Here is an 18,123-nt window from a genome sequence, read left to right on the forward strand (position 1 = left end):
AGTCCGTCCGGGGCCTCTGCCACGCATAACGAATGTGAGCAACCTATGGCAACGGCAATGGCAATGACTGCACGTCAACGCGCCAGAGTAAGCCTGTACGTCCAGGCCGGAATCTTCATTGTGGCCGCCGCCGCGCTGATCCTGGCCACCGACTGGGAGACCATCGGCAACAGCGTCTTCAACTTCGCCAAGATCGGGCCGATGTTCCCGGGCATCTTCGTCACCGGCCTGGTCAATACCCTGATCTATACGTTCCTGGGCTTCGTCGTGGGCCTTTCCGGCGGCCTGCTGCTGGCCCTGATGAAGCTTTCCAGCTTCCCCCTGTACCGCTGGATCGCCACCGGCTACATCGAATTCTTCCGCGGAATCCCCGCCCTGCTGGTGTTCATCGCCTTCGGCTACGGCGTTCCGCTGGCTTTCGGTGTTTCCTGGAACGTCACCGTCATCGTGATGATCTCGCTGGGCATGGTGGCCTCGGCATATATCGCCGAAACCCTCCGCGCCGGCCTGCAGGCGGTCCCCAAGGGCCAGCTCGAAGCCGCGCGTTCGCTCGGCATGCCGCAGTGGCGCGCCATGGTGACCATCGTGATCCCGCAGGCCTTCAAGATCGTCCTGCCCCCGCTGACCAACGAAATCATCCTGCTGACCAAGGACTCCTCGCTGATCTACGTCCTGGGCCTGACCGCTTCGCAGTACGAGCTCACAAAGTTCGGCCGTGACGGCATCTCCAGCCTGGGCGCAGGCCTGACGCCGCTCCTGGTGGCCGGCGCCTTCTACCTGGTCATCACCATCCCCCTGAGCCTCCTGGCCCGGAAGTTCGAAAGCCGCTCCGCGCGGACCACACGATAGGCAGGGAAGACAATGAACGACGTCGTACATTCCTCCGGCGGCAGCACCGGTACCATCCACGCCGCCGGTGTAGCAATCAAGGACCTGCGGAAGTCCTACGGATCCAACGAGGTCCTGAAAGGCATCAGCCTGGACGTGGCTCCGGGCGAAGTGGTGTGCCTGATCGGGCCCTCCGGCTCCGGCAAGTCCACCCTCCTCCGCTGCGTCAACCTGCTGGAGCAACCCAACCAGGGCACCATCCACGTAGGAGGCTTTGAGGCCACCGATCCCGACGTGGACATCGACAAGATGCGCCGCAAGGTGGGCATGGTGTTCCAGCAGTTCAACCTGTTCCCGCACCTGGACGCGAAGCGCAACTGTTCGATCGCCCAGACCAAGGTCCTTAAGCGCTCCCAGGCGGAGGCGGACGAGGTGTCCATGCACAACTTGGAGCGCGTGGGCCTCGGGCACCTGGCGGACCGTTTCCCGGACCAGCTCTCCGGCGGCCAGCAGCAGCGTGTGGCCATCGCCCGTGCCCTCAGCATGGACCCGGAGCTGATGCTCTTCGACGAGCCCACGTCCGCCCTGGACCCCGAGACGGTAGGCGATGTCCTCTCCGTCATGCGGATCCTCGCCAAGGAGGGCATGACCATGCTGGTGGTGACCCACGAAATGGGCTTCGCCCGTGAAGTGGCGGACCGCGTGGTGTTCATGGACGGCGGCGTTGTGGTGGAGGAAGGGGTGGCCGAGGACGTCATCGGTGCCCCTACCCAGCCGCGCACCAAGGAGTTCCTGCGCCGGGTGCTCGATCCGACGCACATCGGCATCGAGGAATAGGCCCCTCGATGTGCTGATCAGCTGACAATACGCAAATGCCCTGGTACCGGAATTCCGGCTGCACCAGGGCATTTTGCGTATCCATGAGCCTTTACTTCAATGAGTGGCGCATCCGACAATGGGTCCCACCACAGCATCCACTGGCTCAGCAGCGCGCTGCCATTCCGCACCCAGGGCCGGCACTGCCGGCCGCACATTAGGAGCGCTGACATGACAGATTCGGTATCCACATCCCGGGCCGCTTCCGCGGTGTCCGGCCACGCCGCGCGGCTGGCTTCCATCCCCTCTTTCCAACGGGTGGACGCCTATATCACGCAGGCAAACGTGCGCCGCCAAGGCCAGTCGGAAGTCTGCGATTTCACATTCGGCAATCCGCACCAGATGCCTGCGGCCCGCTATGTCAGTACGTTGCGGGACGCTCTGGCACCGCAAAATGATCAGTGGTTCGCGTACCAGACCAACGGCGAGGCCGCCCGTGAGGCTGCCGCGGAATCCCTGCAGCGACTGCTGGACGTGCCGTTCCGGACAGAGGACATCTACCTCACCACCGGGGGCTTCGCCGCCATCGCCTTGGCCCTGAAGACGGTAACAGATCCGGGCAACGCGTGATGCACTGATCCGGGACCCGCAAGGAGCAACGTTCAGTGCCAGTCAGTTCACACCGCCGGCTGATTGAGGCAGGACTCCGGCAGCGCCGGCTGGCCGGAGGCGGCATGGCCAAGCCGAACCTGAAACGTCCTCCAGCTAACGCGCGAGCACTCCCCCGACGGCGGCGGCGACTGCGTCCTTGATCCGGCTGTGCAGAGCGCGCAGGCCGTGCCGGTCCGTGCGGACTTCCACGATGCTGCGCCCCGAGACCGGTTGGGCCAGAGCTTCGACGAGTCCCGCCGTCGTGGTTACCCGGGAATGCCCGACGCCGTATGCCGCCGCGAGTGCCGCGATGTCCACTGAGTGCGGGGTGCCGAAGAGCCGCTCGACGGCGTCACCGTAGCGGCCGCCTTCCTCCACCGCGCCGTGCTCGAGGAGCCCGAAGATGGCCCCGCCGGAGTCATTGAGCACTACGATCCGCAGCTGCGGCTCCTCCTCCCCAGCCCCGAGGAGCAGGCCGCCGGCGTCATGCAGGAAGGTGACGTCACCCAGCAGGACTGTGGTTTCCTGCCGCCCGCCCAGCGCGATGCCCGTGGCGGTGGAAATGGTGCCGTCGATCCCGGCGAGGCCGCGGTTGGCATAGACGGTGGCGGCGGGGTCGGGAGCGGGCAGGCCGGCCAGGTCCACGTCGCGGATGCCGTTCGAGGAGCCGAGCAGCAGCTGGCCGCGGGTATGCTTCCAGACCAGGGACCCCACGGCCGGCCCGGTGGCTGCGGCCTCGGCGGACAGTACCCCGTCCAGCGCGTGCTGCGCCGCCGACCCTGCCAGCAGCCAGGTATCCAGCCAGGCAGCGGTGCCGCGGCCGGCGAAGTCCGCGAGGTCGGCCAAGCTTTCCAGCGGCAGTTCGGTGCGCCGTCCGGGCTCGTACCAGGCGACGGGAACTGGCTGGTACAAGGCGGCCTGGACATCTGCCCGGGCCAGGAGTGCGGCCACCGGCCGGGACAGCGTGGGCCGGCCGAAGAGCACCACGCGCTCGATCGGCTGGTCAGATTCCGGCCCGAAATGTTCCAGCAGCAGCCGGTACGGGCCCACGGCGTTCGGCCCGAACCGTGAATTGGAGGAGGGCTCGGCAAGCAGCGGCAGGTTGTGGGCGCGTGCAAACGCTTCGGCGACAGGGCCGGCGTCGTGCCCTGCCAGCACCACTGTGCGCCGTTCCGGAAGCGCGTCTGCTGCCGGTGGCAGATTCATGACCAGCGGCTCGGTGCCGATCCGGTAGCGCTGCCGTTCCACCGCGCCCGGCAGCGCTTCCTCTGGCGCGGGTACGAGCGGATCGCGGAACGCGAGGTTGAGCTGGACAGGTCCGGGCGGAAGCTCAGGGAAAGCGCCGGTTGCTGCGGAGAGGCCTGTCTGGATGGCACGTTCGGGGTTGCTGCCGGCGGGAATGTCGGCCGCGAAGCGCACCTGCTCGCCGAAGAGGTCAGGCTGGATGGTGGTCTGGTTGGCGCCGGTGCCGCGGAGTTCTTCGGGCCGGTCTGCGGACAGGACAATCAATGGGACGGCGGCGTGGTTGGCCTCCATCACGGCGGGCAGCAGGTTCCCGACGGCGGTCCCGGACGTCGTCAGGACGGCCACCGGCGAGCCGGTGGACAGGGCCAGTCCCAATGCGGTGAATCCGGCGGCCCGCTCGTCGATCCGGACCAGGAGTTCCACCCGGCCCTCGGCGGAGGCCTCAGCCAGCGCGTACGCCATGGGCGCCGACCGGGAACCAGGCGAAAGCACCACATGCTGCACGCCGCCGCCGAGCAGGATTTCGACGGCGATCCGCGCCGCCGCGAGGGCGCCGAGTTCAGGAGCGGAGTCGGGAGCGTCCGGGGAAGCGTGGGGGGCGGGTTCGTTCGGCGAAGTCACCAAACCAGTCTGCCACCCCCGACGCTCTCTCACTTCCCGCAACGAAACCCCCGACGCTCTCTCACCTTTTGCAGCAAAACGGCTGACGCTCTCCCACCTTCGGCCCCGGCCTGAGGAAGGTGAGAGAGCGTCCGCCCAAAAGGGGGCAAAGGTGAGAGAGCGTTGGCCCAAAACCTGCGAAACGTGGGAGAGCGTCGCAGGGGTGGGAGTGGACTTAGGCGTCCGTGCGGAACACTTGGATCACTGACGGACGCGGCGCGCGCGCCTGGCCCGGAGCCGGCGTCGTGCCTTCTGCAACGTAGTCCGGGAAGAACGAAACCTGCGCGTCGAACGTGCCGTCCTCGCCCGGGTGCTGCACGGCGACGAACACGGTGCGCTCCTGGTCGTGGATGATGGGACCGCAGGTTTCGCCATCGCGCGGGACGGCGAGGAACTGCTCAACCTTGCCGCGCTCTGCACCGTCCAGGGTGACCTTGAACAGGCCGTCCGCCCGGCCGATGCCGGAGGGTGCGCCGTCGGTGGAGATCCAGAGGTTGCCCACGGAGTCGAACGCGAGGTTGTCCGGGCAGGAGATGGGTGAGACCTGGTCCACCGGGAAGCCGGAGAAGTAGGTGACATCGCCCTGGGCCGGATCGCCGCAGACCATCAGCAGGTTCCAGGTGAAGGTGGTGGAGGTCTGGTCGCCGGTTTCGGTGATTTCCACGATGTGCCCGTCGCGGTTCCGCGTGCGCGGATTGACCTCGGTGGCGCCCTCGTTGGATCCCACACCGCGGTTGGAGTTGTTGGTGCAGGCCACATAGACCTTGCCGGTGTGCAGGCTGGGCTCCACGTCCTCGCAGCGGTCCATCTTGGTGGGGCCCACCGTGTCGGCGGCCAGGCGGGTGTATACCAGGACCTCTTCCACCGACATCCCCGGAACTGCGGACTTGCCGTCAACCACCAGAGGCAGCCATTCACCGATGCCGTCGAAGGCGCCGTCGGAGGGAACGGCACCGGTGCCGGTGATTTCGGCAGCCGGCGAGTTGCCGGTGAACCTGGCGACATACAGGCTGCCGGCGGACAGCAGCGTCATGTTGTGCTTGCGGTCGCCCTCCCGGTACTTGTCCTTGGAGACGAACTTGTACAGGTAGTCGAAGCGCTCGTCGTCGCCCGAGTAGGCCACCACGTGACCGGACTCGGCGATGATCACGTTGGCGCCCTCGTGCTTGAAGCGGCCCAGCATGGAGTGCTTCTTCGGGGTGGAGGTGGGGTCGAACGGGTCAACTTCCACAATCCAGCCAAAGCGGTTGGTCTCGTTCTCGTAGCCCGGGTTGCGGGTGTCCCAGCGTGGCTCGTCCAGCTCCCACTGGCGGGCGGTGGGCCTGGACGTAATGCCGTAGCGCCTGTCGCCGGCGGAGGTGCCGGGCGCCACGAAGTAGCTCTGGAAGTTTTCCTCGCCCGAGAGGATGGTGCCCCAGGGGGTGGTGCCGCCGGCGCAGTTGCCGAGGGTTCCCTTGATGAAGCGGCCTGCAGGATCTTCCACGGTCTTGACCAGGGAGGAGCCGGCGGCCGGGCCGGTCAGTTCGTAGACGGTGTTGTTCAGGAAGCGGCGGTTCAACGGCGCACCCTTGACGTAGGTCCACGGCTTGTTCTTGTTCTTGCGCTCCAACTCCACCACGGACAGGCCGTGCGCCGCTGCCCCCACAGCGCGCATCTGGTCTGCGGGCATGGTTGTCGGGAACATGATGGTGTCGTTGGTGTACTCGTGATTGGCGAACAGCACGGCGCGGTTGCCCTTGCTGCCCGGGATCTCCAGGATGTCCGTGTAGTCATTGTTGTAGCCGAACTGCTTCTCCTGCGCGGCGGCCGTCTGGTTGTTCAGGTCGAACTGCGGCGCGTCGTTGAAGATGGGGTCACCCCAGCGGATGACCGGCTGCCAGGTGAAACCTTCCGGAACGGTGACGGCGTCGACGGCGGCATCAATGGACGGAATGGCCGTGAACTGGAGCTTGGACTTGCCAAAGCCTTCCTTGGCCGCCTTGGACAGGCCGGCGGCGTTGGCGGATTCAGGCGACGTGACAGCTCCGCCAAGGACGACGGCGAGCGCGCCGGCGGCGCCGAAGCCCAGGGCGGCGCGGCGGGACATGGTGGCGGAGGCGATGTCGCGGAAGTAGCTGTTGGAGCTGGTGTTGCAGACGTCGCCGGCGCAGGCGTTGTCACACTTCAGCGCGCAGGTGACGGCGCTGCGCTTGCCCTTGGTATGGCCGAGCATTGGCAGCAGGGTGAACTTGCGGGCAGTCGTTTCAGACATGGGGGCCTTCCAGGGAAAATCGATGCGGTTCACTCACCCTGTCAAGCGGTTTCTACGCGGAGTCATCCGCAAAGTGAAGTTCCGGTTAACCCCTTGTGACCTGCAGTAATGTTCACAAGCATTGTTTTACAGCGGTCAAACGTGAGAGAGCGTTCTGTGAAAAGCCGCAAGAAGTGAGAGAGCGTCCCGTGAAAAACCGCAAAAAGTGAGAGAGCGTCTCAGGGGGCCAGCAGTGCATGGACGCGGCTGAGCCGGGCCAGCCACCAGTCCCGGCGTTCCGCTGACGCGGCGTACCTCTCAAGCAGCCCGGCGTCGGCAGTGACGTCGCGGAGGCGGATGGCGCCGTCGTCGGCCACCAGGGGGTCCAGGGTGATGTCCGACTCGAACAGGGACACCGTCCCCAACCCGCACGCATACGGCAGCCCGGGCAGGGAAGCCGCAAGTGCCAGGCCCGCCCGGATGCCCACGGAAGTGTCCAGCGCGGAGCTGACGACGGCGGGCAGCCCGGCCTCCGCCACGATGTCCAGTGCGCGCCGCACTCCCCCAAGCGGTGCGACCTTGACCACGATGAGGTCTGCCGCGCCGGCCCGCGCCACCCGAAGGGGGTCGGATTCCTTGCGGACACTTTCGTCCGCCGCTATCAGGACCGGAGTGCCGGCTGCCCGCAGCGCCCGCCGCACCTCGGCCAGTCCTTCAATGGTGGGTACGGGCTGCTCCGCGTATTCCAGCCCGACGGCGGACAGCCGGGTGAGCGCCTCAACCGCGGCCGGTACATCCCAGCCGCCGTTGGCGTCCACCCGGATGGCGGCATCCGGCATGGCGGAACGGACGGCATTGAGGCGGGCGGCGTCGTCGTCGAGGCTCTGGCCCTGCTCCGCGACCTTGACCTTCACGGCATCCACCCGGCCGAAGCGGGCCAGGACCTCCGGCACCCGGTCCGCAGGCACGGCGGGGACGGTGGCGTTGACCGGAACCGCTGGACGCAGGGGCTCAGGAAAGCCGGACCAGGCTGCTTCGATAGCGGCGGCAAGCCAGCGGGAGGCCTCGGCGTCACCGTACTCGGGAAACGGGCAGAACTCGCCCCAGCCGGCCGGGCCGCGGAGCAGCAGGGATTCGCGCTCCATGATCCCCCGGAACTTAACCCGCATGGGAAGGCTGACCACATGCGCGGATGCGAGCAGTTCGTCCAGGTCAGGGAGGCCGGCGGCAGGAGCACCAGCGGCGGGGACAGCGGGGCGGGAAGACATGGAATCACTGTACAAGCGCGTACTGCGGGACCTGCGTAGTGGACATCCGCGACGTGGACCGGCTGTCCGGCTGGAAGGCAGGACCGTGCCGGAGCAGTTCGGGGTTACCGAGAAGCTGGCGGCGCCCCAGGGGCAGCTCCAACGTGCGGCGTTATCCCAGCTTTCTGTGACACCCTTAATACGATGGCACTTTCACCGCAGACGAAGACCAGGACCACAGCTCGACCCGCTCCCGGCTCGGGTTTCCTGTTCCTGCTTGCCACGCTGGCGTGTGTTGCAGGGTTGATGGCCACGTACTACTACTTTGTGCAGACCACCACAGGCCAGTTCATTGATGAGTCGGCCCTGGTGGAAGCCGTGGAGCTGCACGGACCGGCAGGCAAGGCGAGCACCAGGTTCCTGGACCTGCTGCCCACCATCTCCCTGGTGATGGCCGCCGTCGTGGTGCTGTTTGTCACTGTGATCCGGAAGCGCTGGACCGAGGCCGGGATCGCGGTGGCGGCCTGCATCGGCGCGAATGTGGCAACGCAGGTGTTGAAGGCCCTGCTTCCGGCCCGTCCGGACAAGGGAGTGATCACGCTGGAGCTGAACTCGCTGCCGTCGGGGCACACCGCCCTGGCGGCGTCGGCGGCGGCTGCGGTGTTCCTCATGGCGTCACCGCGCTGGCGCCCGATGGCCGGATTTGTGGGCGGCACGTTCGCCATCGCCTCCGGGGTATCCACCCTGATTAACCAGTGGCACCGCCCGGCTGACGTGGTGGCGGCGTTCCTGCTGGTGGGTGCCTTCATGATTCCCGCCGGCTGGCTTATTATCCGGCGCGGGTCCTGGAATGCCTGGGACGGATTCGGCGGGCATATCGGGTCCGCCCGGATCTGGCTGACGCTGCCGGTGGTGATCGGGCTGGCCTCGGCAACCGTGGCCGTGTATTCGCTGATCCGCCTGGCGCCCAGTCCATGGCAGGAAACCAGCACTACCAACTATTTCTGGGCCGGGATTTCGCTGATCGTGATTGCCGGCTACCTGGCCACCGTAGCCACCACCTCGCTGTTCGCCTACGCCGCGCGCGGCCGGGGCCCGTCGAACCGCTGACACCCACCTTTCGGGCAGCAGCCGGCTCAGCCCACCCTGTGGCGCTGTAGCCACATCTCCAGCAGGGCGAACTGCCACAGGACGTTGCTGTTCACGGGAGTCCGCCGGGTATTGGGATCCGCAAGCAGTTTATCGATGTACGCGGGCCGGAACAGCCCGCGCTGCTTGGCCTCGGGTGCGTGAAGGGCATCACGGACCATCGAGGTGAACGGTTCCTCCAGGTGCCGGAGCGCCGGGACCGGGAAGTATCCCTTGGGCCGGTCGATGATGGCGGATGGCAGCAGCTGCCGGCCCAGGTCCTTCAGGATCCCCTTCCCGCCCTGCGAGGCCTTGAGGCCGGGCGGGCAGGACGCCGCCAGCTCCACCAGTTCATGGTCCAGGAACGGAACACGCGCCTCAATCCCCCATGCCATGGACATGTTGTCCAGCCGTTTCACGGGATCGTCCACCATGAGCAGGTGGGTGTCCAGGCGCAGGACGGCGTCCAGGGCGGTGTCGGCTCCGGGCGCGTCCAGGTTGGCGGCGAGCACCTGGCTGCTCACATCGGATCCGCAGAACCATTCGGGTTCGAGGATCCCCACCAGGTCCTCGTGGGTGTGGTCCGCAAAGGATTTCGAGAACGCCGAAAGGGCGTCCTGGCGGCCCACACCGGCAAGGGGCTGGTGATACCGGTATCCGGCGAAGACTTCATCGGCGCCCTGCCCGCACTGCACCACCTTCAGGTGCTCCGCCACGGTTTTGGACAGCACGTGGAAAGCGGTCACGTCGTGGCTCGCCATCGGCTCGGACATCGCACCTACGGCAGCGTCAATGGAGGGCGCGAATTCGGACGTGCTGATGTGGAGCCGTTCATGCCGGGTGCCGAACTCCCGTGCCACGAGGTCAGAGTAGGCGAACTCGTTGCCGGCGTCCCCGCCGACGCCGTCGAATCCGATGCTGAAGGTGGACAAACCGCGCTGGCCTTCCTCAGCCAGCAGGGCAACCAGGAGGCTCGAATCCAGGCCCCCGGAGAGAAGGACGCCTACCGGCACGTCGGCGACCATCCGCCGTCGTACTGCTGTCCGCAGGGCATCGCGGATGGCATCCTGCCACTCCCGCGGCGACCACCCGGAGTGCTGTGCGCGGCGGGTGTAGTCCGGGCGCCAGTACTCGCTGTCATGCCAGGTTCCATCTGCGCGGACGGTACGGATGGTGGCTGCCGGCAGCTTCTGGATTCCGCGGAGGATGGTACGCGGCGCCGGAACGATCGAGTGCCAGCTGAGGTAGTGGTGCAGCGCCGCTTCATCGATGCCGGTGTCCACACCACCGGACGCCACGAGCGCGGGCAGGGTGGATGCAAAGCGCAGCTTTCCCGGCAGTGTGGCTACGTACAGCGGCTTGATTCCCAGCCGGTCGCGGACCAGGAGCATCTCCTGCCGCTGCGGATCGTACAGCGCGATGGCGAACATCCCCACCAGGTGGTGGACAAAGCCGTCTCCCCATTTCCGGTAGGCCTTGAGGATCACCTCGGTGTCGCTGGTGGTCCGGAAGGTGAACTCAGGCTCCAGTTCCCGGCGCAGTTCCTTGTAGTTGTAGATGCAGCCGTTGAAGGTAACGGCCAGGCCTTCATCCAGCATGGGCTGGGCCCCCGTGGAGGAGAGGTCGATGATGCTGAGCCGCTGGTGCCCCAGTGCGACCCAGCCGGCGCCGTCCCACGTTCCCCTTCCGTCAGGTCCGCGGGAGGTCATGGCCCCCATCATTTTAAGGACCGGTTCCCGGGAGGCTGTCCCTCCGTTAAAGGCGGCTTCGCCTGCTATTCCGCACATAACTTCCTCGTTTCCTGCGGCTTACTGCGATCTACGCTTGCACTGCGCCGGACCACCGTGAGTTCATTGCGACTGCTCTGTGGATATCAGCGGCGCATCTTTCACGTCCACCAGCGGTGCAACCGGCAGGTTGCTGCTGTGCACGGCGTCGGCGATGACTCCGCGAAGACTCCCCGTTCTGGCATGGGCTTCGCGCTGCCGTGCGGCGCCGGTCCCCCGGGTCATGACCTGGAAGAGCAGGAACTCCACCGTGCCCAGCTCGCCGTGTTCCTCAAGCACCGGCCGCAGATGGTCCAGCAGTGCAGCAACCACTTCCGAGGCGGGCCGGGGCTTTCCGGTTACGGGGTCCGCCAGTTCGCCATCCAGCCCATAGCGGCTTGCCTGCCAGGCGGCCAGCCTCAGCCGGGAAGCCGATGCCGGAACCGGCGGCACGCCGTCGCACCACTGGCGTGCCGCCGTCTCCACCAACGCGCGCACCAGGGCGGCAAGAAGGACGGTGTCGTCGGCGAACAGGCACACGTCGGCCACCCGCACCTCAACCGTCGGATGTTTGTGGCTCAGCCGGGAGTCGAAGTAGAGGTTTGCTTTGTCCAGCGGAACGCCGGAACCAAGGACCTGCTCGATCTCGCTGTAATACCCGGCGGCCGAACCGTAGATTTCGGCCGGTCCGGTGGTGGGCCAGCGGTTCCAGGCCTGGGCCCGGTAACTCGCGTACGCCGAGTCCACGCCGTTCCAGTACGGCGAATTGGCGCTGATTGCCTGCAGGACGGGCAGCCAGATCCGGATGCGGTCCAGGACGGCCACTCCTTCCTCGTCCGACCCGATCTCCACGTGCACGTGGCAGCCGCACGTCAGCTGCTCCACGGCAGTCAGCCCGAACCTCCGCATCAGCCGGTCGCACCGCTCACCGGGGGCCACCGTGGAGGTTACGGGCATCGGGGAGGTTGCCAGGGCAACGGCACGCGCTCCAACAAGCCTGGCCGCGGCGTCGGCACTCTTGCGCCCGGCGGTGATGTCCTGGGCCAGTTCGCGGAGGCTGATGCGGGGAAGGGTGCAGGTTTCGATCTGTTCCTGCTTCATCTCGCTGGTGAGGCCCGGATAGTCACTGAGGCGTTCCAGCACGTCACCCAATGCGACGGGATGCCCGTCAACGCTGTCAACAATCAGGAATTCTTCTTCGACACCCAGCCGGCGTATCATCGCACTCCTGCAGTACGAGGCGATTTCGCGCTCGGCTCCCAGCCGGCGGGCGGGAAATTGCGGTGGTCAAGGTTAGCCACGATGCCTCCTCGGTGGACCGTGAAGCATTTGCATAACCTCAAATAGTCCTCACATGGTAAGCATGCTTATTTGTCCCAGGCAAGCAAACCGCGCAAAAACAGCCTCCGGCCGCCTGCCCGGCAGGGCTTGCCGGGTCAGAAAGCGCCGGGCTCGATGGAGATCGCCGCCGTGGCCCCGGACGTCGCCATTGATGCGGAGGCGACCGACGACGGCGTGGCCGGCAGCAGGCGGGACAGGTACTTTCCGCGGGCTGCTTCAATGAACCCGCGGAACAGGCCGAAGTCCTCGGGAAGTTCCTCCGGGTGCCACTGGATGCCGAGGGCAAAGCTGTTGGCCGGGTATTCGATGGCTTCCACCACCTGATCCTCGCTCCAGGCGGCGGCTACCAGGCCCTCGCCGAGCTTGTCCACTGCCTGGTGGTGGGCAACGGGAACAATCTGGGTGTCCGAGCCGATCAAACGGGCAAGCTGCGAGTCGGGGCGCACTTCAACGGGTATCTGGTTGAAGGCGTAGCCGCCCAGCTGGTACTGCCCGTTTCCCACCACCTCGGGCAGATGCTGGTGGAGGGTGCCGCCCAGCGTGACGTTCAGCAACTGTTCCCCGCGGCAGATGCACAGCAGGGGCACGTCCTGGCGGAGCGCCTCACGGATCAGGGCCTGTTCCCAGGCGTCACGTTCCGGCCGGGGCTCGTCGGTTTCCGCATGGGCTTCCTGGCCGTAGAGGGCGGGGTCCACATCCCAGCCGCCGGGAATCAGGAGACCGTCCAGCCTGCCCACCAGGGCTTCGATCACACCGGCCGCGACGGGCTGGGGCGGCAGGAGCGTGGGGACGCCGCCTGCGGCGATGATGGGGATCAGGTACGTCTCGGGAAGGAACGCCGCGCTGACGGTGCCGCAGCCCGCGGTACCGGCCTGCTCAAGGTAAGTGCTGAGGCCGATGATGGGCTTCACGGCAGCGTCGGTTGTTTCCAATGTGTTCCTTCCAGGCGATTTCCCTGCATACAAGGATATGAGACCGCCGGGCCCCAATTGTTTCCGGCACGTCAAATTCGCGTATCAGTCAAGCACCCGCGGGGCCAAAAAAACCAGCCGAAAGCTTGACCGAACCTTGAGTAATTACTGGCGAGTAACTTGATCCTGGTCCACAAAGCTGTGTTCAGAAGGAGCCGCTCAGGGCTCAAAGTCTGCGGACACCGCACAAGAAGTTTTTAGGGGACACATATGAGCCAGGCTGCTGGACGTAAGAAACGCATCATCGGCACCACCGTGGCACTGGTAGCAATCGGCGGCGGCGCTGCCTTCGCTTACTGGACCGCTACAGGCACGGGCAACACCACTACTGCGGCGGGCACTTCCGCGAACTTCACCGTCACCAGCACCGTTGCCGGCGCCCCGCTCTCCCCGAATGGTCCAACCCAGACGGCCACCTTTACGGTGACCAACCCGGGCACCGGCGTCCAGAAGCTCAGCACCGTTGCCGTTACCGTCGCAGCTACCGACGGCTCGGCCTGGACAGCCGTCAACGGCTGCTCTGCCGCCGACTTCACCGTGGGAAGCCCCAACTTCACTGCCACCGAAATCCCGGCCGGCGGCGAGGTAACCGGCACAGTGACTCTTCAGATGATCGACCGCCCGGGTGTCAACCAGGACGGTTGCAGGGGCGCCACGGTGCCCCTGCATTTCTCGGCCAGCTGAAGAGGGCAGGGCCTGGCATTACCGGCACAGTCCATCAGCTTCATAGCCGAATGGTGAAGAAGCCCGCCTAACCCCTATCGAAGCCCGACTTCCGGAAGGTCACCCGTGCCCACCATCGCCAGCTCCCCCGAAGCCTCCCCCCGGCTTCGGAGGGAGCTGGTTTTGGTTGTCACAATCCTGCGTTCCGGGGTGTTTGCCCTCGTTGTGCTCTTCGTAACGGCTGCGCTGGGTGCCGTTCCCGCTTCCGCCTACTGGCGTGCCAGCGGAACAGGCAATACGACGGCGGCAGTCGCCACCCTGCTGCCTCCCACCAACGTGTCAGTACCGGCCAACAGCAACTCCAGTGTGGCCGTCAGCTGGACCGGCTCCTCCGGAACAGTGGCCCCCACCGGGTACTACGTCACCCGCATCACCGGTTCCACCACGATGCCCGCCTGCGGTTCCAGCCCCGCTGCCCTCATCCCAGCCACGACGTGCACGGACACGTCGGTTCCGGAAGGCATCCACAAGTACCAGGTCACGGCTGTCTACCGTTCCTGGAGCGCCGCCGGCACCGTGAGCGGGAACGTGACGGTGACCAGCATGCGGGACCTTTCCTTCAGCTCCCAGCCGCCCACTTCTGTTACAGCCGGTTCACCCATCACTACGTTCAGCGTTCAACTGCGGACCGCCTTTGGCCTCCCCGTATGGGAATCCGGTGTCCCGATCACCATCAGCATCGGCGCAAACCCCGGCGGAGGAACACTGTCGGGATCCCTAACGGCCAACACCAACTGGTCCGGCACTGCCACCTTCAGCGGGCTTTCCATCAACAAAGCAGGATCGGGCTACAGCCTTATGGCCTCCAGCCCGGGCTTCGCCGGAGTAGCCAGCAGCGGCTTCACAGTCACACCGGCAGCCGCCAGCAAGCTCGTAGTGACTACCGGCAGCACCATCAGCGGCACCGCTTCATCGGCCGCGCTCCTCGGCCCGGTCACGGTGGAGCGCCAAGATGCCTACGGAAATGCTGTCAGCGTTGGAACCACGGCCGTGACGCTGTCCACCACTTCAACGTCAACGGGAACCCTCGCTGCCACAGTGAACGGCGCCAAGGTCACCACGGTAACCATCCCGGCCGGCTCGGCCTCGGCGCCGTTCTTCTACGGCGACACCAAAGCGGGCAACGCAACCATATCCCTTGCAGCATCAGGCCTGACCAGCCCGGCACCGGTGACGGCGACCATCACGGCGGCAGCCCCCGCAAAGCTCAAGTTCGATGCCGTTCCGGCCGTGGTCCTGAAGAACGCGCCCATCACCCCGCCTGTCACGGTCCGGATCCTGGACACGTTCGGGAACCAGACGGACAGCGCCGCCCAGGTCACGCTGCAATCCGCCTGCAGCACCAAGGGCACGCTCACCAGGGCAGCGGTTTCGGGTGTGGCTGCCTTCCCCGACCTTGAAATTGCCGGCAAAGCATCAGGATGCACGCTGACTGCCACGAGCGGCATGCTGGCTGCGGATACCAGCACCCCGTTCAACTCGGACTAGGACCCACTGCGGAGCTCCCCGGCCGCCCCGGTTCGTACAGGTCGATGATCGGGAGGTGGCCGTCGGTGCGGATCGCGTCGCCGCCGCCGTTGCGGTGGTGGTAGCCGCTGGAGTAATTGAGGATGATGTGCACTGACTCCACGGCGTTGGCTGCGCGGAGCGTTTCGATGATGAAGTCGCGTTCCTCGTCCGTGCGGTCAGCGATTTTGTGGGTGATCTGGAACGTGAAGAGGGACAGGCCGACGCTCCTGTCATAGGTGCCGGCACCCACCCAGTCCACCGAGAGGCCGCCGGGCAGCATCCATCCCGCAGGGCATTTCCAGAACCGGACATGGTGCCGCTTGCGCGGGTTTCCGTCGATTTCACGCTGGAAGGCCAGGTCCTGCTTGTTTCCGAAAACGTAGAGCGAGCTCACCGGCGCCGCCGGGTAGCTTCTTCCCAGCACAGTGGACGTCAACGTTCGCCAGGCCGTGGCCAGGGAAATGGGGTCGGCCTCCACCCAGCCGGCCGAACGCATCGCCCGCCTCAGCTCTTCTTCCGTTCCCACCACTGCCAGGTTCACGGGATCGCCCAGCACGCCGTCGCCCGTCCTGGCCCTGCCGATGAAGTAGTCCGGGATGTAGAGGCTGCTCAGAATCTTGTGTATGCGTGGCAGCAGGGCGTAGGCAAGGACCAGCCATACCGGCAGGAACACCCAGGCCTGCTCGGGTCCGCGCGACAGGCGGGACAGCAGGAAGAAGTACACCGCCCAGCCCACGGCGATGGTCACCAGCAGATAGAGCAGCCTTTGCAACACCGCCAGCACAGTGGCCCACCGGCTCTGCCGCCGCTCCGCGGTGTTCTCGATGCGCGAGTGGTCCGGCTCGTGCGGAGCGGGCCGGCCGCCGTCGTACTGTGCGCCGGGATCAGGAACGGGGTTCACGATTCTCTGGGGGTGAGCTGCTCCACAATGATGCGGGCCGTTTCCGGATCGCCCAGGATCCGGAAGTGCCCGGGCGTGGGCAGCCCGATGTTGGTGGCTCCCGGCAGGACGCTGCCCTCCGGAATGTGCGGGTCGAACGGGCCGTAGATGGAGGTGATCCTGCTGTTGATGGTTTCCTCACGGGCCAATTGGAGGGTCAGGGCGTTGCGGGGCGAGAAGACCCGCAGGGTTGGCAGCAGCATGTACTTCGCATAGCGCGACCCGGAGAACGGCGTGCAGACCGTGATCATCCGCGAGATCCGCTGCTCCGGGTCCAGGTTCAGCATCGCGTACTTGCCGATCAGCCCGCCCTTGCTGTGCGCGACAATCGCGGCGTCCCGCAGCCCGGCCTCTTCCAGGTGCTGCGCCACCAGCCGGGCGGCCACAGGAACGTCCAGTTTGTTCCGCTGCAGGACCGTGACCACGTGGACGGGGTGGCCGGCGTCGTGGAGTGACCGGATGAGCGGCATCATGAACTGCCAGTTTTCGTACACGCCGGGAATGATCAACACCGGACTGAGGTGCCCCTTGTGGAAGGAGCCCGGCTGCACCCGGGACAGCATGCCCTGGACCTGGCAGACCGCAGCGTAGATATAGTCCTGTGCCCACCACACAGCCTTCTGCAGCGGACTGATCCGAGCGGGGATCCCCGTTTCACTCATCTGTCGAGGATAGCGTCCCAAGCCCCTTGCCCTCGCCGTGGGGACGCCAAACCGGCGGCTTAGGGACCGAAAATGGCAGCGCAAGCGGCCCCGGTCAGTAGTTCCGCCGGTGCTTCAGCCGCGGAATGACGACGGCGAACACAGCCGCCGCGGCGAACCCCAGTACGCCTGTGGCTGAGACCCCCGCGCCAAGGGTGGCAAGGGCTGTCACGCCGGCGAGGAGCAAGGGCCCGCCGGTGGACCCGGCATCGGCCATGAACCGCCACAGCCCCAGGAACTGGCCCCGGCCGCGGTCGGGCGAGAAGTCCGCTCCCAGTGTCATCACCAACCCGGAGCTGATTCCGTTTCCGAAGCCGATCAGCAGCGACGCCAGCAGCAGCCCCGCAAAGGATCCGGTCAACGGAATGAGCAGCAGGGCCGCGCCCATGAGAAGCGTGGAGGGAACGGCAACAAAGTGCCGGCCCTTGCGGTCCATAAGCTTGCCGGCGGGATAGAACACCAGCATGTCGATTGCGCCTGAAAGTCCGTAGATCAGCGAGGCGGAGGCGGCGTCCATGCCCAGGTGGTCCGCCCACAGCGGGATGACCACCTGCCGCGAGGAGCGGAGGGCGCTGAGCAGCAGGATGCCCACGCCGAGGCTGAGGAACACGCCGGAGTGGGACACCGCGACGCTCCGGAGCGTGGGCTCGGGACCCTTGTGGCCGCCGTCGGGCGCTGGCAAAACAGCCAGGTCCGGGATGGTGAGGGACAGCAGGGCGGCGGCCGCCATGGCCACTACGCCCACCCAGTAGGCGCCACTGATGCCGGAGAACTGCATCACAGCCGCGCCCAGGAATGGGCCGATAAACACACCAATGCGGTTCACGCCGCCCAGCGTGGACAGTGCCCGGGCGCGGAACTCCACGGGCACCGCTTCGGTGAGGTACTTCTGCCGGGCCAGGCCGAACACGGCGCCAGACATTCCGACGACGGTCATCGCCACCGCGAGCAACCACAGTCCAGCGGGGACCAGAGAGGTCAGACCTGCTGCGGCGAGTGCGAGGCCGGCGGCGACGGCGGCACCCACGATGGACCAGCGCTCACCGAACTTGAGGGTCACCAGGGATGCGGGCAGGTTGAAGAACCAGGATCCAAGCCCGATCAGTGTGAAGACGAGTGCCGCGACGGCCACTGAGGCACCGAGGTCGCGGGCGGTCAGCGCCACCACCGGAAGGATGGCGCCCTGCCCGATTCCAAAGAGCAGCGTGGGGCCGAAAGCAGCCACGGCGATGCCACGCAGGCTGAAGGGCTGGGGGTCATCCGGGGAAGTCATCAGAGTTATCCTATGGCTGGCCCGGGGACCGGCATTTCCGCACGAGTTCTGAACGAGGAGCTGGCGGAACTCCATGCTTCATCAGCGAGAAAGT

Annotated in this window: 15 protein-coding genes; 6 read left to right on the forward strand and 9 right to left on the reverse strand. The window is 66.2% G+C overall.

The features are described from left to right. Nucleotides 1–57: 57 nt before the first annotated feature. The 3 genes from NXY83_RS15230 to NXY83_RS15240 all read left to right on the forward strand — a co-directional run bounded on the left by NXY83_RS15230 (nt 58) and on the right by NXY83_RS15240 (nt 2,274). The gene (locus NXY83_RS15230) at nt 58–849 is read left to right on the forward strand and encodes an amino acid ABC transporter permease (RefSeq protein ID WP_258803031.1); all 792 of its coding nucleotides are present in this window, start codon (nt 58–60) and stop codon (nt 847–849) included. Between the two features lie 12 nt (nt 850–861). Beyond that, nucleotides 862–1,665: an amino acid ABC transporter ATP-binding protein gene (locus tag NXY83_RS15235; RefSeq protein WP_258803032.1), complete on the forward strand. Its 804-nt coding sequence runs from the start codon at nt 862–864 to the stop codon at nt 1,663–1,665. 210 nt (nt 1,666–1,875) lie between these two features. Continuing rightward, nucleotides 1,876–2,274: a hypothetical protein gene (locus tag NXY83_RS15240; RefSeq protein WP_258803033.1), complete on the forward strand. Its 399-nt coding sequence runs from the start codon at nt 1,876–1,878 to the stop codon at nt 2,272–2,274. Between the two features lie 135 nt (nt 2,275–2,409). Here NXY83_RS15240 and menD read toward each other — a convergent pair whose 3' ends face one another. The 3 genes from menD to NXY83_RS15255 form a co-directional block, all read right to left on the reverse strand. Beyond that, complete coding sequence (gene menD / locus NXY83_RS15245; protein ID WP_397427356.1) at nt 2,410–4,161, reverse strand: 2-succinyl-5-enolpyruvyl-6-hydroxy-3-cyclohexene-1-carboxylic-acid synthase; 1,752 nt, start codon at nt 4,159–4,161, stop codon at nt 2,410–2,412. Nucleotides 4,162–4,375: 214 nt separating this feature from the next. Beyond that, on the reverse strand, nt 4,376–6,451 hold the full coding sequence (locus tag NXY83_RS15250) for a PhoX family protein (RefSeq protein ID WP_258803035.1): 2,076 nt from the start codon (nt 6,449–6,451) through the stop codon (nt 4,376–4,378). 218 nt (nt 6,452–6,669) lie between these two features. Continuing rightward, the gene (locus NXY83_RS15255) at nt 6,670–7,698 is read right to left on the reverse strand and encodes an o-succinylbenzoate synthase (protein WP_258803036.1); all 1,029 of its coding nucleotides are present in this window, start codon (nt 7,696–7,698) and stop codon (nt 6,670–6,672) included. 183 nt (nt 7,699–7,881) lie between these two features. Here NXY83_RS15255 and NXY83_RS15260 point away from each other — a divergent pair, with 183 nt between their 5' ends. Next, a complete protein-coding gene (locus NXY83_RS15260; protein WP_258803037.1) occupies nt 7,882–8,787 on the forward strand; it encodes a phosphatase PAP2 family protein in 906 nt (301 codons plus the stop codon). A gap of 26 nt (nt 8,788–8,813) precedes the next feature. On the opposite strand, the gene NXY83_RS15265 is transcribed toward NXY83_RS15260, so the two are convergent. The 3 genes from NXY83_RS15265 to NXY83_RS15275 form a co-directional block, all read right to left on the reverse strand. Beyond that, the gene (locus NXY83_RS15265; protein ID WP_258803038.1) at nt 8,814–10,592 is read right to left on the reverse strand and encodes an N-acetylglutaminylglutamine amidotransferase; all 1,779 of its coding nucleotides are present in this window, start codon (nt 10,590–10,592) and stop codon (nt 8,814–8,816) included. A gap of 63 nt (nt 10,593–10,655) precedes the next feature. Next, on the reverse strand, nt 10,656–11,792 hold the full coding sequence (locus tag NXY83_RS15270; protein ID WP_258803039.1) for a glutamate--cysteine ligase: 1,137 nt from the start codon (nt 11,790–11,792) through the stop codon (nt 10,656–10,658). Between the two features lie 215 nt (nt 11,793–12,007). Then, the gene (locus NXY83_RS15275; protein WP_258803040.1) at nt 12,008–12,844 is read right to left on the reverse strand and encodes a gamma-glutamyl-gamma-aminobutyrate hydrolase family protein; all 837 of its coding nucleotides are present in this window, start codon (nt 12,842–12,844) and stop codon (nt 12,008–12,010) included. Nucleotides 12,845–13,093: 249 nt separating this feature from the next. On the opposite strand from NXY83_RS15275, the gene NXY83_RS15280 reads away from it, so the two are divergent. Continuing rightward, nucleotides 13,094–13,567: a hypothetical protein gene (locus NXY83_RS15280; RefSeq protein WP_258803041.1), complete on the forward strand. Its 474-nt coding sequence runs from the start codon at nt 13,094–13,096 to the stop codon at nt 13,565–13,567. A gap of 162 nt (nt 13,568–13,729) precedes the next feature. Next, on the forward strand, nt 13,730–15,094 hold the full coding sequence (locus NXY83_RS15285) for a hypothetical protein (protein WP_258803042.1): 1,365 nt from the start codon (nt 13,730–13,732) through the stop codon (nt 15,092–15,094). Here the strand turns inward: NXY83_RS15285 and NXY83_RS15290 are convergent. The 3 genes from NXY83_RS15290 to NXY83_RS15300 form a co-directional block, all read right to left on the reverse strand. Beyond that, nucleotides 15,081–16,016, reverse strand: a complete 936-nt coding sequence (locus NXY83_RS15290; protein WP_258803043.1) for an LssY C-terminal domain-containing protein — start codon at nt 16,014–16,016, stop codon at nt 15,081–15,083. The two genes, NXY83_RS15285 and NXY83_RS15290, sit on opposite strands and share 14 nt — an antisense overlap. Then, nucleotides 16,013–16,717, reverse strand: a complete 705-nt coding sequence (locus NXY83_RS15295; protein ID WP_258803044.1) for an esterase/lipase family protein — start codon at nt 16,715–16,717, stop codon at nt 16,013–16,015. Before NXY83_RS15295 ends, NXY83_RS15290 begins: the two co-directional genes overlap by 4 nt. Before the next feature lie 94 nt (nt 16,718–16,811). Beyond that, the gene (locus NXY83_RS15300) at nt 16,812–18,029 is read right to left on the reverse strand and encodes an MFS transporter (protein ID WP_258803045.1); all 1,218 of its coding nucleotides are present in this window, start codon (nt 18,027–18,029) and stop codon (nt 16,812–16,814) included. Nucleotides 18,030–18,123 lie beyond the last annotated feature (94 nt).

It is taken from the genome of Pseudarthrobacter sp. NS4 (assembly GCF_024758005.1).
Classification (GTDB): domain Bacteria; phylum Actinomycetota; class Actinomycetes; order Actinomycetales; family Micrococcaceae; genus Arthrobacter.